This window comes from [Borrelia] tanukii (assembly GCF_030439725.2).
Taxonomy (GTDB): domain Bacteria; phylum Spirochaetota; class Spirochaetia; order Borreliales; family Borreliaceae; genus Borreliella; species Borreliella tanukii.
Genome location: NZ_CP124034.1, coordinates 359,851 through 374,663, shown reverse-complemented (window position 1 = coordinate 374,663; position 14,813 = coordinate 359,851). Strand labels below are relative to the sequence as shown.

The 14,813-nt window shown below is 26.5% G+C and carries 15 protein-coding genes; 7 read left to right on the top strand and 8 right to left on the bottom strand.

Annotation, left to right across the window (positions count from 1 at the left end):
- Positions 1-16 precede the first annotated feature (16 nt).
- Both QIA27_RS02315 and QIA27_RS02310 read right to left on the bottom strand, forming a co-directional pair.
- On the bottom strand, positions 17-295 hold the full coding sequence (locus QIA27_RS02315) for a PTS sugar transporter subunit IIB (RefSeq protein ID WP_301353662.1): 279 nt from the start codon (positions 293-295) through the stop codon (positions 17-19).
- 7 nt (positions 296-302) lie between these two features.
- Positions 303-1,679, bottom strand: a complete 1,377-nt coding sequence (locus QIA27_RS02310) for an aminopeptidase (RefSeq protein WP_301403539.1) — start codon at positions 1,677-1,679, stop codon at positions 303-305.
- Between the two features lie 129 nt (positions 1,680-1,808).
- Between QIA27_RS02310 and p22 the strand changes: the two genes are divergently transcribed.
- Positions 1,809-2,396, top strand: a complete 588-nt coding sequence (p22, locus tag QIA27_RS02305; RefSeq protein WP_301386340.1) for a lipoprotein P22 — start codon at positions 1,809-1,811, stop codon at positions 2,394-2,396.
- A 41-nt stretch (positions 2,397-2,437) separates the two neighbouring features.
- Here the strand turns inward: p22 and mgsA are convergent, their stop codons facing one another.
- From mgsA to QIA27_RS02280, 5 genes are all read right to left on the bottom strand, one after another.
- Positions 2,438-2,821: a methylglyoxal synthase gene (gene mgsA / locus QIA27_RS02300; protein ID WP_301353659.1), complete on the bottom strand. Its 384-nt coding sequence runs from the start codon at positions 2,819-2,821 to the stop codon at positions 2,438-2,440.
- A gap of 95 nt (positions 2,822-2,916) precedes the next feature.
- Positions 2,917-4,929 (bottom strand): EAL domain-containing protein, encoded by a 2,013-nt coding sequence (locus QIA27_RS02295; protein ID WP_301403538.1) that lies wholly within the window; start codon positions 4,927-4,929, stop codon positions 2,917-2,919.
- Positions 4,930-4,950: 21 nt separating this feature from the next.
- Complete coding sequence (lgt, locus tag QIA27_RS02290; protein WP_301353655.1) at positions 4,951-5,937, bottom strand: prolipoprotein diacylglyceryl transferase; 987 nt, start codon at positions 5,935-5,937, stop codon at positions 4,951-4,953.
- Complete coding sequence (locus QIA27_RS02285; RefSeq protein ID WP_301353654.1) at positions 5,937-7,079, bottom strand: MinD/ParA family protein; 1,143 nt, start codon at positions 7,077-7,079, stop codon at positions 5,937-5,939. Before QIA27_RS02285 ends, lgt begins: the two co-directional genes overlap by 1 nt.
- A gap of 3 nt (positions 7,080-7,082) precedes the next feature.
- Positions 7,083-7,508, bottom strand: a complete 426-nt coding sequence (locus QIA27_RS02280; protein WP_363325311.1) for a hypothetical protein — start codon at positions 7,506-7,508, stop codon at positions 7,083-7,085.
- A 65-nt stretch (positions 7,509-7,573) separates the two neighbouring features.
- Between QIA27_RS02280 and QIA27_RS02275 the strand changes: the two genes are divergently transcribed.
- The 6 genes from QIA27_RS02275 to QIA27_RS02250 are packed head-to-tail and all read left to right on the top strand — an operon-like array spanning position 7,574 to position 13,653.
- Positions 7,574-9,004: a S41 family peptidase gene (locus QIA27_RS02275; protein ID WP_301353653.1), complete on the top strand. Its 1,431-nt coding sequence runs from the start codon at positions 7,574-7,576 to the stop codon at positions 9,002-9,004.
- Between the two features lie 3 nt (positions 9,005-9,007).
- Positions 9,008-9,739: a 16S rRNA (uracil(1498)-N(3))-methyltransferase gene (locus tag QIA27_RS02270; protein ID WP_301403537.1), complete on the top strand. Its 732-nt coding sequence runs from the start codon at positions 9,008-9,010 to the stop codon at positions 9,737-9,739.
- A complete protein-coding gene (locus tag QIA27_RS02265) occupies positions 9,732-10,325 on the top strand; it encodes a hypothetical protein (RefSeq protein ID WP_301353650.1) in 594 nt (197 codons plus the stop codon). The genes QIA27_RS02270 and QIA27_RS02265 overlap by 8 nt, the downstream gene beginning before the upstream one ends.
- Positions 10,326-10,364: 39 nt before the next feature.
- Positions 10,365-10,853, top strand: coding sequence for a CarD family transcriptional regulator (locus QIA27_RS02260; RefSeq protein WP_004791528.1), 489 nt, complete (start codon positions 10,365-10,367; stop codon positions 10,851-10,853).
- Between the two features lie 34 nt (positions 10,854-10,887).
- Positions 10,888-11,841: a hypothetical protein gene (locus QIA27_RS02255; protein WP_301353649.1), complete on the top strand. Its 954-nt coding sequence runs from the start codon at positions 10,888-10,890 to the stop codon at positions 11,839-11,841.
- Between the two features lie 12 nt (positions 11,842-11,853).
- Positions 11,854-13,653: a hypothetical protein gene (locus tag QIA27_RS02250; protein WP_301403536.1), complete on the top strand. Its 1,800-nt coding sequence runs from the start codon at positions 11,854-11,856 to the stop codon at positions 13,651-13,653.
- A 3-nt stretch (positions 13,654-13,656) separates the two neighbouring features.
- On the opposite strand, the gene QIA27_RS02245 is transcribed toward QIA27_RS02250, so the two are convergent.
- Positions 13,657-14,796: a hypothetical protein gene (locus QIA27_RS02245; protein WP_301386336.1), complete on the bottom strand. Its 1,140-nt coding sequence runs from the start codon at positions 14,794-14,796 to the stop codon at positions 13,657-13,659.
- Positions 14,797-14,813: the final 17 nt, after the last annotated feature.

Here is a 14,813-nt window from a genome sequence, read left to right as displayed (position 1 = left end):
AGCCTCTGCAGAGGCTTTATTGTTTTTGATCATTCATCATATATAAAATTTTATTATAAACATCTTCGATTATTTCAAAATTCATTACAACTTCTGTAAGTTCATTAGATTTAATAGTTCCTATTATGTTGTCATTTTTTGTTAAATCATCTCTTTTGACTAAAGAATTACTGTCTACTAAAATTTTTATTCTTGTTATGTCTTTGCTTATGTTTTTAATATTTTTGATTCCTCCAAAGCATTCTACAATATGTTCTGCTACTTTGATTTTATTTGTTGTTTCTAAATCTACCATAGCAATTTTATTCCTTGTAGAAAGCTTTGTATGCTAAGTAAGCATTATATAAATCAAATTTAGAAGTTATTTCCATTGGAGAATGCATGCTTATAACAGCAGGCCCCATGTCTATTGTTCTTATTCCATAGCCAGCTAAGAATTTAGCAACAGTTCCCCCCCCACCTTCTTCTACTTTTCCAAGTGTTGCTACTTGCCAGGCTATATTGTTTTTATTTAATAATTGCCTAATATAAGAAACAAGCTCGGCATCAGCATCACTGGCCATACTTTTTCCACCATGTCCTGTGTATTTCATTATGGGTATACCATAGCCAAGTTTGGGAGCATTTTGTTCATCATGAACTGAGCTAAATAGTGGGTTTATTGCTGCACAAACATCAGCAGAGATGCTTTTCGAATTCCAAAAAGCTTTTTGGACATGAAGATTATTGTATTCTGATTTTTTAATTTTAAAGATCATATCAGAAACAAAATATTCAATATACCTTGAGGCTAGTCCAGTTGAACCTGTTGAACCGATTTCTTCTTTATCTACAAGGAAGCAAATAGCTGTTTTGTTTGGGGTCTCTTCAAGATCAAATATGGATTCTAGTGAAGTGTAAGCGCATATTTTGTCATCTTGTCCGTAAGCACCAATTAAAGCTTTGTCAAATCCAACGTCTCTTGCTGTTCCTGCGGGCACTATTTCAATTTCTGATGATACGAAATCTTCTTCTTCTATTTTGTATTTTTCTTTTATTAGCTGCAGAGTTGCTAGTTTAACTTTATCTTTTTCTTTTGTTTCGATTGGTAGGCTTCCAATTAAAATTTTTAGATTTTCTCCCTCAATAATTTCATCTGATTTTTTATTCCTTTGTATTTTTCTATCAAGATGGGGTAAAATGTCGGGAATTACAAATATGGGATCATTTTCATTGTCACCAATATTGATTTCAACCTTTTCTCCATTTTTTAAGAATATCACACCTCTTATTGAAAGGGGTGTAGATAACCATTGATACTTTTTTATTCCCCCGTAATAGTTGGTTTTAAGAAATGCAAGTTCGTTTTCTTCAGAGATTGGCGAAGGCTTTGCATCAAGTCTTGGTGAATCTGTATGAGAAACAATTAAATTCATTCCATTTTCAATAGGATTTTTGCCAATAATAACAAAAGCGGCAGATTTTTCTCTACAGGTGTAAAAAATTTTATCGCCTGGCATTAAATTATTTTTCTCTTCAGCTTTAAGAAACCCCCTTTTTTTTGCTTTATCTAGGGCATAGTATGTAACTTCTCTTTCTGTTTTAAATTTACTTATAAATTTTTTGTAACCTTCGGAAAAATTGAAAATTTGGTTTTTTTCTTCTTCACTTAAAGATACCCATGGATTTTGTTTTTTCATTAATAAGACCTCCTATTTTATTTTAACATTTTAATTATTTTTAAAGTGTGTACAAAATAAATTATTTATTGTAAACTTACCTTTAATTTTAATATTAATATTATGAGTAAATCATAAGGGAGAATTTTTATGTATAAAAATGGTTTTTTGAAAAACTATTTAATGGGGTTTTTATTTTTTTTAATAATTGCGTGTACCTCAAAAGATAGCTCAAATGAATATGTTGAGGAGCAAGAAGTTAATAACTCTTCTGAGCTCGATGATGCTTCTAAAATAGATGAACATACCATCGGACATATTTTTCATGCTATGGGAGTAGTTCATTCAAAAAATGATCGAAAAAGTTTGGGAAAAAATATAAAGGCTTTTTATTTTTCTGAAAAAGATGGGTACTTTGAAACAATACCTTCAAAAGATGATGCAAAGTTAATAGTTTATTTTTATGATAATATTTATGCAGGAGAAGCTCCAATTAGTATCTCTGGAAAAGAAGCGTTTATTTTTGTCGGGATTACCTCTGATTTTAAAAAGATTATAAATAGTAATTTGCATGGTGCAAAAAGCGATCTTATTGGCACTTTTAGAGATCTTAACATTAAAAATTCAAAATTGGAAATTACAGTTGATGAGAATAATGCAGATGCTAAGACTTTTCTTGAATCCGTTAATTATATTATCGACGGTATTGAAAAAATTTCACCTATTATAATGAATTAACTTATATGCTTGATTTTTAGGCTTTAATTTTAAATTAAAGCCTATTTTGAAATCAAGCCTTCAAGTCCTTTTATTAAAATTTCTGCTGTTTTTACGTTGGTTGCAAGCGGTACATTATGTACATCGCAAAGCCTAATAAGAGCTGACACATCTGGTTCGTGAGGCTGGCTTGTTAGGGGATCTCTAAAGAAGAATATAGCCAAGATGTTTCCTTCAGCTACCTCAGCTCCAATTTGCTGATCTCCCCCCATAGGGCCCGATTTATATTTGATAATCTTAAGGTCAGTGGATTGTTGGATTTTAGACCCTGTTGTTCCTGTCGCAATAAGCTTAAATTTGGATAAAAAGAGATAGTTTAGTTTGACAAAATTTACCAAATCATCCTTTTTTTTATCATGTGCAATTAATGCTATTTTTTTTTCCATTAATTTTATTCCTTTTCTAATGTAAAATAATTTTTGTTGAAATTTAATAAAATTTAGTCATTAGTATATTTCCAAATTGTTGATATTTTTAGAATTTATATTGGTTCTGGTTTGTGCCATAAAAATCCTTGTCCATAGTCTATTTCTAGTTCAATTATTTTTTTTAATATTTCTTCATTATATACGAATTCGGCAATAATTTTGATGTTTTTTGTATCTGCTATTTTTTTAATGGATTTTATTATTACAAAATCTATTTCACTAGAGTTTATTGCTTTTATGAAAGTTCCGTCTATTTTAAGCAAATCTATTGGCAGTGTTTTAATATATGATAGTGATGTATGTCCGCTTCCAAAATCATCAAGCGCTAGTTTGATTCCAAAACTTTTTAATTCTTGAAAATATTTATTTATTATCTCAAAATTTTCAAGAATTCCAGTTTCTGTTATTTCTAAGCATATATTTTGAAGTGGAATTTGACTTTTCAACAAAGTATCTCTTAAAAAGATTCGAAAATTTTGGGATTTTAGTGAATAAGGAGATATGTTAATTGAGAAAATGTGAACTCCATTTTTTGATACAAAACTTTTATATTCTCTTAAAGCCTTTTTAACCACTAATTTATCAACTTCAACAGTTAAATTATATTTATCTATTAAGCTAAAAATTTGATCGTTTGGGATTGGTTTGCCCATGTGATCAAAAAGTCTTGTTAAAATTTCTATTTTAGGTTTTAAGTTCTTTTTAAGAGGATTGATTTTTTGATAATAAAGAGTAAAAAAATCATTTTTTATTGCTTTGAGTATATATTGAAAGATTTTGTTTTGATTTTTTAAAATCACCGCTTCTGGTAGCTCTTCTTTGTATATAATAGGATCAGATTCTTTGTATTCCGATGATATTTTTGTAGCCATCATTAATTTAGGGATTTTGAATTCTAAGTTTTCTCTTAAATTTACTTCTATTATTCCAATATTGAATTCGAATATAATAATATCTTCTTTTTTTAATGCCAACATAATTGTTTTTTTGATTTTTTTAGCAATTGAGATTATTCGTTTTTCACCACCACTTGTGCATATAATTACTATTAAATTGTTGTGCTTTAACTTAAAAATATATTCAGAGTATAATGACATTATTTTTGAATACATTATTTTAAGTATTTTTATATTAAGTTTTTCTCTATCCTCTTTGTATTCATATTCTGTTGTTAGGGATAGGTCTAAATTAAGCAAATATATTCTTTTTTTTTTGTAAATATCCATATGGTTTACTAGCAATTTTTCAATTTCTTTGACATTTTGAATTTCGTCTTGCGAATCGATAATTCCCAGGCATTTAGAGTTTTCTATTTCATTAAGGCTTGGTATTTCTTTGATTGTTATTAATTTATCAATATTGTTTTGAGCGATTGTGCTAATAAATACATCTACATGTAGTTTTTTATTATTTTTTAAAGTTAAAAGACAATCGGTTATTAATATATTTTTAAATTCAGGAATAGAATTTGTATGGTAACTTAAATCTATTTTTTTTAGCTTTTCCCAATCTCTGATATCTATGTCGGTTACTTTGATTGTATTTCCAGAGGTTTTCATTGGAAGATTAAGATTTTTACTACCTTTTTCATTTATATAAATAATTTCATTTTCGGTGTTTGTGATGATTACTATTTCTTTGATGAGTTCTGATAAATTTAAGAAAAAATCCAGAGTTGTGTTTTTATTGTCGCAAAATAGTTTTTTTTGGTGTATTAAGCTTTGCTTATATTCTAATTCGCTTATATCTTTTATTATTTCTATGTGATTAAGTTTTAAATATTCTTTATCAAATTTTTCATTGCTAATTATAATAGAGTGGATTTTGTTTGTATTTTTTAATTCATTTGCAACGTTTATTGAAAAATCTATTGGTTTTTCATAATTATAAATAATAGCGAATTTAATATTATTTTGTTTTACATATTCACTGTATAAAGCTTTTTCGGATTTTACAATTTGGATTAAGTTAAAAATAGATCTAAGCTTTATAAGGTCTCTAATGTCAATTTCGTCTTTAGAGATTACAACGGAATTTATATTTTGATAATTATCAATCCCTTTCATTTTTGTTGGCTTGCTTTTGTTTTAATTTTTGTATGCCAAGTTAGTATTATATTTTATTTTGTTATCTGCGATTTTTTTAGTGACTATTATCCAGATTAAACCTGAGAGCATTAGTGCTAGTGAGAGAATTTGTCCCATTGATATGTTTAAAAAAGAAAATTCGGACAGACTTTTAATTGGTTTATAGTTTATTATAAATCCAAGTTCTCTGTCTGGTTCTCTTAAATATTCAATAAAGAATCTGAAAAAAGCGTAAAGCATTATATATGTACCAAAAATAAATCCATCATATTTTTTGATTTTTCTAAATAAAAACCATAGTAACATAAAAGTTACAGGTCCTTCGAAAAATCCTTCAATAAGTTGAGAAGGTATTCTTGGGAGGTTGATTAACAGATCATGAGGCAAAATTTCAAGACCTATGGATGATGCAAATTCTTTTACACCCGGAGTATTTGTGTCAAATGGTTCTGCATTAGGGAATATTATCCCCCCTTTTATTACTCTTCCATAAAGCTCTGCATTTGCGAAATTAGCAAGTCTTCCAAGTATGTACCCAGAAGAAAAAGCTATTGCTCCATAGTCTGTTAATTTTAGAAAATATTTTTGAACATTTGTATTTTTAAGCTTTGTATTTATTATAATTAAAGGAGCAATTATTGCGCCTAAAAAACCGCCATGAATGGCCATGCCCCTAAAGCCTGTAAAATTCCAATTTTGATCGAATGGTAAAAGGATTAACCAAGGGTGAGAATAATAAATGCCCGATTTGTCGTAAACTAAGGTAGATGCCAATCTGCCTCCTAAAATTGCTCCAAGCACAAGTGAGAACATAAATGTTTCATAATCTTCTTTTTTGATATCAATTTTGTCTGATTGTATTTGGTACCAAATAAACTTATAAGAGATTAGTATGATAAAAATATAAGATAGGCTATACCATGTAATTGGTATGCCTTGAATCACTTCAGGATGTAACCAATTTGGGTAATTTATATAATTTGGCATTAGACCTCCTTAGCCTTTTCAAGCTTTTCAAAAAGCTTTTTTTTAAATAGCATATTTTGCTTTCTTAAGGTTTCTATTTCTCTTTTCTGAGATTTTATTATATCAATAATTTCGCTACTGTCTATTGTTTTGTTTTGTATTAAAGATTCAAGGTATTCAATTTTTTCACCATATTCTTCTTGAGCTTCTCTTAGTACGAAATCATAACTTTCATTTAAATCTTCTTCGTTTAAAAGCTCAGCATCATTTGTTAAATTTTCAATTTCAATCAATTTTTTTGCAATTTTTTTTATACTTTTAGAGGTTGAGCTTGTAGGTTTGTATATAGTGATAGGGATTTTATTGTTTAAAGCTTGATCAACTATCTCATCTTTATAGATTGCTCCAATACTTTGTAAATTTATGCTTAAATAGTTTTTTGCCGATTTTATTATTTTTTCGGTTTTTTCAATGTCATTGGGAGTTTTGAGCATATTAAATATCATAAAAGGACAAATTGTTTTAAACAATTTGTTAAATTTAGAGTAATTTTCAGGATCTTCGCTTTCGAGTTTTAACAGCAAATTAGGTATATATACCTTTTGAAGATCGATTGAATTTTGTTTTATTGTTGTGAGAATTTCATTTCCTTTTGTTCCTCGTTTGAAAACGCTTGATAAGAGTCTAAATATTATATTTTTAAGAAATAAATATGCATTCATTGTGGCTGTTACTGTTGGTGTTGTTACTATTACCCCTCTTTTTGACATTAAAAAAAAATCTATGATATTAAAAGTTGTTCCTGCTCCAAGATCAATTACCAAGTAATCATATTTTAAAGTTTTTAAATTTCTTATTATAGTTTTTTTTTGAGAAGCAGCTATATTAGCAAGTTCTGGGATGTCAGAGTCTCCCGCAATAAAGTTTAAATTTTTAATTCCAGATTCGATAATAATGTCTGAGAAATTAATCTTTGTTTTTAAAAATGTGCCTATACTTTTTTTAGGAACAATGTTTAACATTGAATGCAAATTAGATGCTCCAAGGTCAAGATCAACGAGCAAGACATTTTTTCCTTCATTTGCCAGGCAAATTGCTATATTTACCGAGAAAAGGGATTTGCCAACTCCTCCTTTACCACTGGCTACAGGAATAATAATCAATCTTTACTCCACTGTTTTTCTTTTTGCTTTAATTAGTGCTAAAATTATTATATTGAATGCTAGATAAACTACTGTAATTCCTAAAAGCATAGTCAGAGAGGTTTGATAGACGTACACTTTAAAAGTAAATCCTAAGATAAATAATAATAATGATAATATTATTTGGAATAATTTAGTTATTACTATGATGCTGTGTAGAATTTTAAATTTTTCGTAGATAAAATAATAGACTGTTAAATTGGCCATGAAAAATTCAGGTGAGTATAAAATAAATGTTAGCATAAACTTTATGGAGTAATTGTTAATAAAAATTAATCTATTAATGGCGTGGTATAGTAAAACTAAAACTAAAAGACTTTCGAGCATTTGTAATATGATAAGGCTTACTCTTTGAAGGCTTTCTTTTTTTTTAGGATGTGAGTTTAACATAGTTTTAAAATATTATATTATGGAAATAAAATCAAGTTTTAATTTTTGCATTAGGAATGAATATAATGAAAAACAAATTTTTAATATGCGTGTATTTTTTATTGACTTTAGGTATAAGCTCTCTAGTAATTGTTGAATCTATTTTTGCTTTTGATGAATCTAATAGTAATAAGTTATCAAGATCTAATTATGAGCAGATGATGATTCAAGCTTTTGAATTTGTAAAAGAAAATTATGTGGATCCTGTAAACGATGAAGTAATTTTTGAAGGTGCTTTAAAAGGAATATTTCAAGCCTTGGGCGATCCTTATTCTCAATATTTGACAAAAAAGGATTTAGAAGAAATTTCAAAAACAACAGTAGGAGATTATGTTGGTATTGGAATTTCTATAATAAAAAAAATGCATTCTCAAGATAAGCAAGACAAGACAAAAGATCTTGATACTAATAGCGCTTGCGTTTCTATTGTTACGCCTTTTGAAGGAGGCCCGGCTTATAAGGCTGGAATTAAATCCGGAGATTGTATTACTGCTGTTGATAGCAAAAGTGTTTCTTCTATGGAAGTAGATCAAGTCGTTGATCTTTTGAAGGGTAAAGAAGGTACAAAAGTTAAAGTGTCTATTCTTAGGGGCAAAAATTTAACATTGGATTTTGAACTTACAAGGGAAAAGATAGAAATACAAACAATCAAGTATGATGTTATTAATTCAGATATTGGCTATATAAGAATAGTGAGTTTCAATCCGCATACTTCTGGAGCCTTTAGCAAAGCTTTAGGAAATCTTAAAAGCAAAAATATTAAATCTTTAATTTTAGATTTAAGACTTAATACGGGGGGATATTTTCAGGCAGCTATAAAAATGGCGGATGATATTTTATCTAAAGGAACTATTGTTTCTACAAAATCAAGAAATTCCAGCAAGCCTGTTGATTATAAGGCAAGCTCAAAACAAGTTTTGCCTTCAGATATAAAAATTGTTGCCTTAATAGATAGATCATCAGCGTCAGCATCAGAGGTTTTTGTAGGGGCCTTGAAAGATAATAAGAGGGCCTATATTATAGGTGAAAAGTCTTATGGGAAAGGGCTTATTCAGCATGTAGTTCCTTTTTATACTGGTGGATTTAAAATTACAAGTTCAAAGTATTATACTCCATCTGGAAAGAGTATTCATAAAGTTGGAATTGAGCCTGATTTAGAAATAAAATCTCCAGATTTTTCTGAGGAGGAAGCATTAATATATAAAGAAATTTTTGATAAAAAGTTGGTAGAAAGTTTTTTAAAGGACAAAAAATCTATTACTGAGCAAGAAATTGATTTTTTTGTTGAGAATCTTGTTAAAGAAAATCCAAAATATAAAGTTGATAAAGAATTTTTAGGCAAGTATGTGTTTTTTAATTACTATCAAGATAATAATAAGGAGCTTCCAATTTATAATCTACATTATGACAAGGTTTTAAAAGCAGCTTGTGAATATTTATCTAAATTAGGAACTTAAATTGTGAAGCAAATTGTTTTGGATGCGAATTGTTTAGCAGGCGATTTTATTATTGTTAAAGATATGAGAATATATCATCATCTTGTTAATGTAAGACGACTTAAAAAAGGCGATAAGCTGAACATTCTTTTAAAAGATAAGGAATTAAGGGTGTCAGAAATAGTAAAGATTGGTAGCAACTTTATTAAGTTTGCTACCAATAAAATAGATAAAATTGAAAAAAATAATTTTGAGATAAGTATTTTTATTTCTAGTTTAAAAGGCAAAAAAATAGATTTAGCCTTAAGACAGGTTGTTGAAATTGGAGTTTCAGAAATTAATATTATTAATGCGGATCATTCTGTGTCCAAAATAGATGTAAGCAATACATTTGCTAAAACTTTAAGATTTTCAAAAATAATAGATGAGGCCTTAAAGCAAAGCGGTAATAAAATTGTTCCTAAAATTAATTTTTATAATAATTTTTTTTGTTTACCTTATTCTTTTTGTACCACTAAATATTATGTTGCTCATCAAAGCGGAATGCTTTTAAGCAAGAATGAAAGTTTTGACAATTTTAATAAAATTGGAATTATAATCGGCCCTGAAGGATGCTTTTCAGAGCCAGAAATTGCCTTTTTCAAGGAAAAAGATTTTAATTTTGTAAGGTTTAACACCCCAGTTTTACGAGCGGATACGGCTATTATTTATTCGCTTGCTTATTTTAAGGCATTGTTAGAGGATTGTAATGGCTAATTTAAAAGACATATATTCAAAACCAGATAGATTTTATTTTTTAGGTGTGCCCATAGATGTTTTTGATAGTCGCAGTAAGCTTATAAGCAGATTTGCTTATCTTACAGGGCATCCCTATCATTCAATAGTAATTTTTATTGGGCTTAAAGCTTTTCTAAAGGTTTTGATTTTTAAGAAGTTTAGAAATCACATTAAAAATTCTTCTCTTGTTTTTTTAAATTCTAAGATTGTAAGGTTTTTTTGTAAGATTTTTAAAAGAGTTAATATTGACTGTTATGATTCAAATACAGTTCTTCTCATTTTAATGGGAATACTAGAAAATGCCCATAAAACATGTTATATTATTGATAAAGATAAAGTGATTTCAAAGAAAAAATTTTTAAGATTGAAAGAATCTCATAAAGAAATTAGTTTTATTGGGTATTATGATTTAAAAGCTGTAAAGAGAAATAAAGAAATGTTTTTTGCAAATATTAATAAACTTACTCCTAGTGTAATAATAAGCTTTTGTAATGATAGATATCTTGAAAATTTATTTTATGAAAATAAATTTAGTATTAGAACCAATTTAAGCGTTTTTTTATGAGCTTTTAAATTTAAACCATTTATATTTTATGAGGTAAGTATGGCATTTTTGCTAAATCAATCGGTAGTTTATCCAATGCATGGAGTAGGTACAATTAAAGATATTAGAACTAAAGAGTTTAATGGTGAGATTATTGATTATTATGAAATACATTTTCCATTTAGTGATATGATTTTTATGGTTCCTGTTGCTAAGGTTGACGATTTTGGAATTAGAGCTTTGGTTAGCAGGGAAAAGGTAGAAGAAGTTTTTGATATTATTAAAGAGTTTGAAGGTCAAATAGATTCAAAAAAAATAAAAGATGGCGGTCATGAATTTTATAAAAAAAGCGATATTTTAGATACAGCAAAGTTATATAAATTTTTATATAAAAAATCTACTCAAAAAGAACTTCCTTTTTACGAAAAAAGGATTTTGAATGATTTTGAATTAATATTGGAGCACGAGATTAGCTTAGCTTTGCAAATTAGTTTTGAAGAAGCTAAGGAGAAGATTAAAAATATTTTGGTCGATAGTAAAAAGGCTTAAAGTTTTTTCAATTATTGAGAGGGGAGGATTTGCTGTGTTTGATCTTTTAAGATTGATCTTTTTAATAATTTATAGGTTTATTTTAATATTTTGCCTGCTTTCTTTAATGTTTATCTGCACATTTTATTTAAAATATAAGTTTTTGTATTTTAATTTTTCCATTTTTAGTTATAGTCTTTATTACAATGCCTATATTTATTCTTTCCCTTTGTCACTTGTTGTTACTTTTATGGGGATTTCTTATCCTTTTTATGGAATGGTTTTAAAGTCATCTAGAGAGACTTTCTATTTTTATTGTACTATCTTTATTCTTATTTTATTGTTTTCTTATTTAGGGTTTTTGGTTAGTCATAGTTTTCATTCTTACTATATTAATGATAATAAAAATAATAATAATTTTATCCTTAAAAATGAGGTTGTGCATTTTTTAAATGATAAAATAATATTTTCTAGCAATAGACCCAAACTTTATGGTTTTAATGGAGTTTTAATCGTTTCAGAGAATGATAACAAGGATAAAAGCTTTTCTTACCAATCAAATCTTTCCGATTCTAGTAAGGCTAATTTTATTGAAAATAACTTTTTAGAGCAAAAAATTTATAATAACTTTGTCGATTTTATTTTCAGAGATTTAAGAATTTTGAACAATTTTCTACTCTCACTCAATTATTTAAATTTAATTTTTAATATATTAGGAATTTCTTTATTGTTATTTTCGTTTTCATATGTTTTTAATCTTATTTTTTCAAATAGTTTTGCAATATTTCTTTATCCCATTTTTATTATACTTTTTTTAAAAATTTATAATGTTTATTCGATTGAGTTTCCTAAAATTTATAATGTAATAATAGGAAAGAGTATGATATCTGATTTTGTTCCTTTTGTTTTTTGTGTTTTAACTTTTTTTTCTACCTATTTATTTGGATTTGTTTCAGAATATATTAAAATCAGCAAAGATTTAGATGATAATTTATATAAGGGTAGTTAATTCTTAAAGCTTATGAAAAGAGAAATATATGCATTTTTGAGCAACTTTATTATTTTTCTGTGTTTTTTTCTAGGTTTAATCTTTAGTTATTCTTATTTTTTTGGAGAGAATTTTTTAGAAAAGCATAAATTAATAGCAGCTTTTTTTGATTCTATTTTACTTTTTTATAAATATTTTTATGGATTTTTTATTTTCATTGTTTGTATTTACTTTGCTTTTTTTGTTCAGCAAGAAATAAAGATTTATTTAAAATCATATAGTGGTTATTTATTTGCTAGGCTTTATGCATTTTTACTATTATTTTTCATTATAGGGCTTTTTTTTACTTTTATGTTTAATTTAATCTTGCCTTATATAATTTCCCAGAGAAATGAGTATAAGTTTAGTTACGATAGATATAATCTTCTTGAAAGTGAAGCAAATGAAATATCTCTTAAAATTAAGAATATAGATATAAGTTTGTCTTCAAGTAGATTTTTTTTATCTTCTGATTTGTCAAATTCAATGAAGCAAAAGAGAAAGCATCTTGAAAATTTGATTAGAATATATGATAAAATGCGAATTATTTATGTAAATAATGAAGAACTTTTAACAAATTATTATTTAGTGAAATCTGAATATAGTAAAATTCCAAGCTATGACGTTGATTTGGAAAAGGTTAAAAAAACTTTTTCGCTATATCCTTTGAGAAGCCTTAAAAAGCAAGATTTTTTAAATATTGTCAATGAATTTATTTCTCAAAATGATTATTATACGGCCAATTACTTTGCTTATATTGCTTATGTTGCAACAAAAGACGATAATTTTGTTGAGCTTTTAAATCTGACTTTAAAGTTTATTAATGAGAACAGAAATTTTGAAAAAGAAAAAATGCAGTTGATTTCTGAAGAAAAGCAAAAAAATTTTTTGTATCTTAATACTGAAAAATTTAAATTAGCTTATTATGGTTTTTCAAATCTTTACAAACTGTTACCCAGTGATACTGAAATTTTGAATTATAAAAATAAATCGCTTGAAAAGCTTAGAAAAAGATATCTTTTTTTTGATGAGATTGAAAAATATTTTGAATATTACGGAATAAACGATGTATTTTTATTGCAACCAGATCCTAATAGAGGTTTTTATGATTATATTTATATGCAAAAAGTTGTCACCCTTAATAATTATTCTAAAATAATAAAAAATTTTGAACTTATTAGATTTAATAAGACAGGAAATGTTATATTGCACATTAAAATTCCATTTGCTACTTTGAGAGGTAATTTTGTGTATCAAAATGTTTTAGACAAGGATAATGAGCAGAGTGAAATTACTCTTACCAAAGTCTTTGTGTCTGCAGATAATTTTGATACAAACGTTTTAGAGGTTGTCAAGATTAATGAAAATGTAGAAAATTTAGCTTTATTTTCAAATTTTACTGAGGTTGGATTTTTTTTAAAAATCCAAAATTTGGCAAGTGCTTTTCATAAGATTGCTATATTAAATTTGAAATTAATTAATATTTTTTCTTTAAGCTTGGTATTGTTGATTTCTCCTATTTTGCTAGTTTTAATGGGAGCATTTTTTATCTCTTTGTTTTCTAAAATAGAATTTAATTTCAATTCTAAGGTTATGATTTTTCTAGTTTCATTAATGATAGCCATTTTTTCAGGTATTGCTTGTCTTTTTGTAAATTATTTTTTAATTGTTTTTACCTCTCTTCTTATATATGTTTTTAATAGTGTGTACATATCTTTAGTTATTCTTGCTGCGTTATTGTTTTTTCTTATTTTTAAAACAATTATTGTAAATTACAGAGAAAGGCATATTTAATATTTAATATTTAGTATTTAATTTTTTTAGATTCTTAATTCTAGAGAAAAACCACTCATTTATTAGTAAATTTTCTTTTTCAATTGTTTTTTTGCTTAATACATAAGAATGGCTATTGATTTGAGTTTCGTCAATAATAAAAGGAGATACTCCATCAATTGAGTGTTTGATTTTTAAATTTAATTCTTTGTAGGGAGTAAACCCATTGGCAAATCCAAAACATATATTTGATTGGAATTGATTATTAAGTCTAATTAGTGTTTTTTGGTTTTTTTTATTTAAAATCCAGCTGATAAATTTTTTAGTTAAAATAGATGTTTCTAAAATGCCAATAAAATTTGGGCTTGAAATAACAATTTCATTGTTATTGTTGATTAAGTATGAAAATTTTATTTGTGCTTTCTCTTGTTCGCTTAAATTGTTGTATAAGCTTAAATCTCCTAATCCTGTTATTAAAGGAGATTTTCTATTAAGCAGTATTTTGTTTAGTTTTAGGTAGCCGTATTTATTAAAGAAATCTTTTTGCAAATCCATTTGTTTTGCATTTAAAAATGATGAAAAATATTCTAGCATTTTTAAAATTTTATTTTCATTGTAATTGAATTTATTCTTTTCAAAAGAAAATCTTACATCATTTATTTCAGAAATCACATAAAATAAATTTTCAGAAATATAAGGTGATATAAAAAATTTTCCATCTTTAATGTAATTTTCGTATTCTTCTTTTAAATATTTGGTGTTTATGTATTTTTTAATTCGGTGTGTGTTTTTGTAGATTAAAATGGGAATGTCAAAGCTTAATGGAAGAATTTTGTAGTTAAATTGTTTGAAAATATGTTTTAAGATAGGGTAATCTGGATTATAATTGGTTTTTATGGATTTTAAATGGTTGGTAATATTTGTATTGACAATGTTTTTAGAAATAATTATTTGTGCATTTTCTTTTTCTACCGTTTGCAGATCAATGCTATTTCTAAACTTAATTATAAAATTTAGTTTATTTTCGATGTTAAATTGATTTATATAAAATGGTATTGTTTTGTTGTCGGTTAGTACAACTATATTCTTATTTGTTGAACAACTGAAATTAATCAATAAAATTGCTATTAGTATTAAATTTTTTATTCTCATAAAATTATTCAAGTTTTTTCTTTTATTTT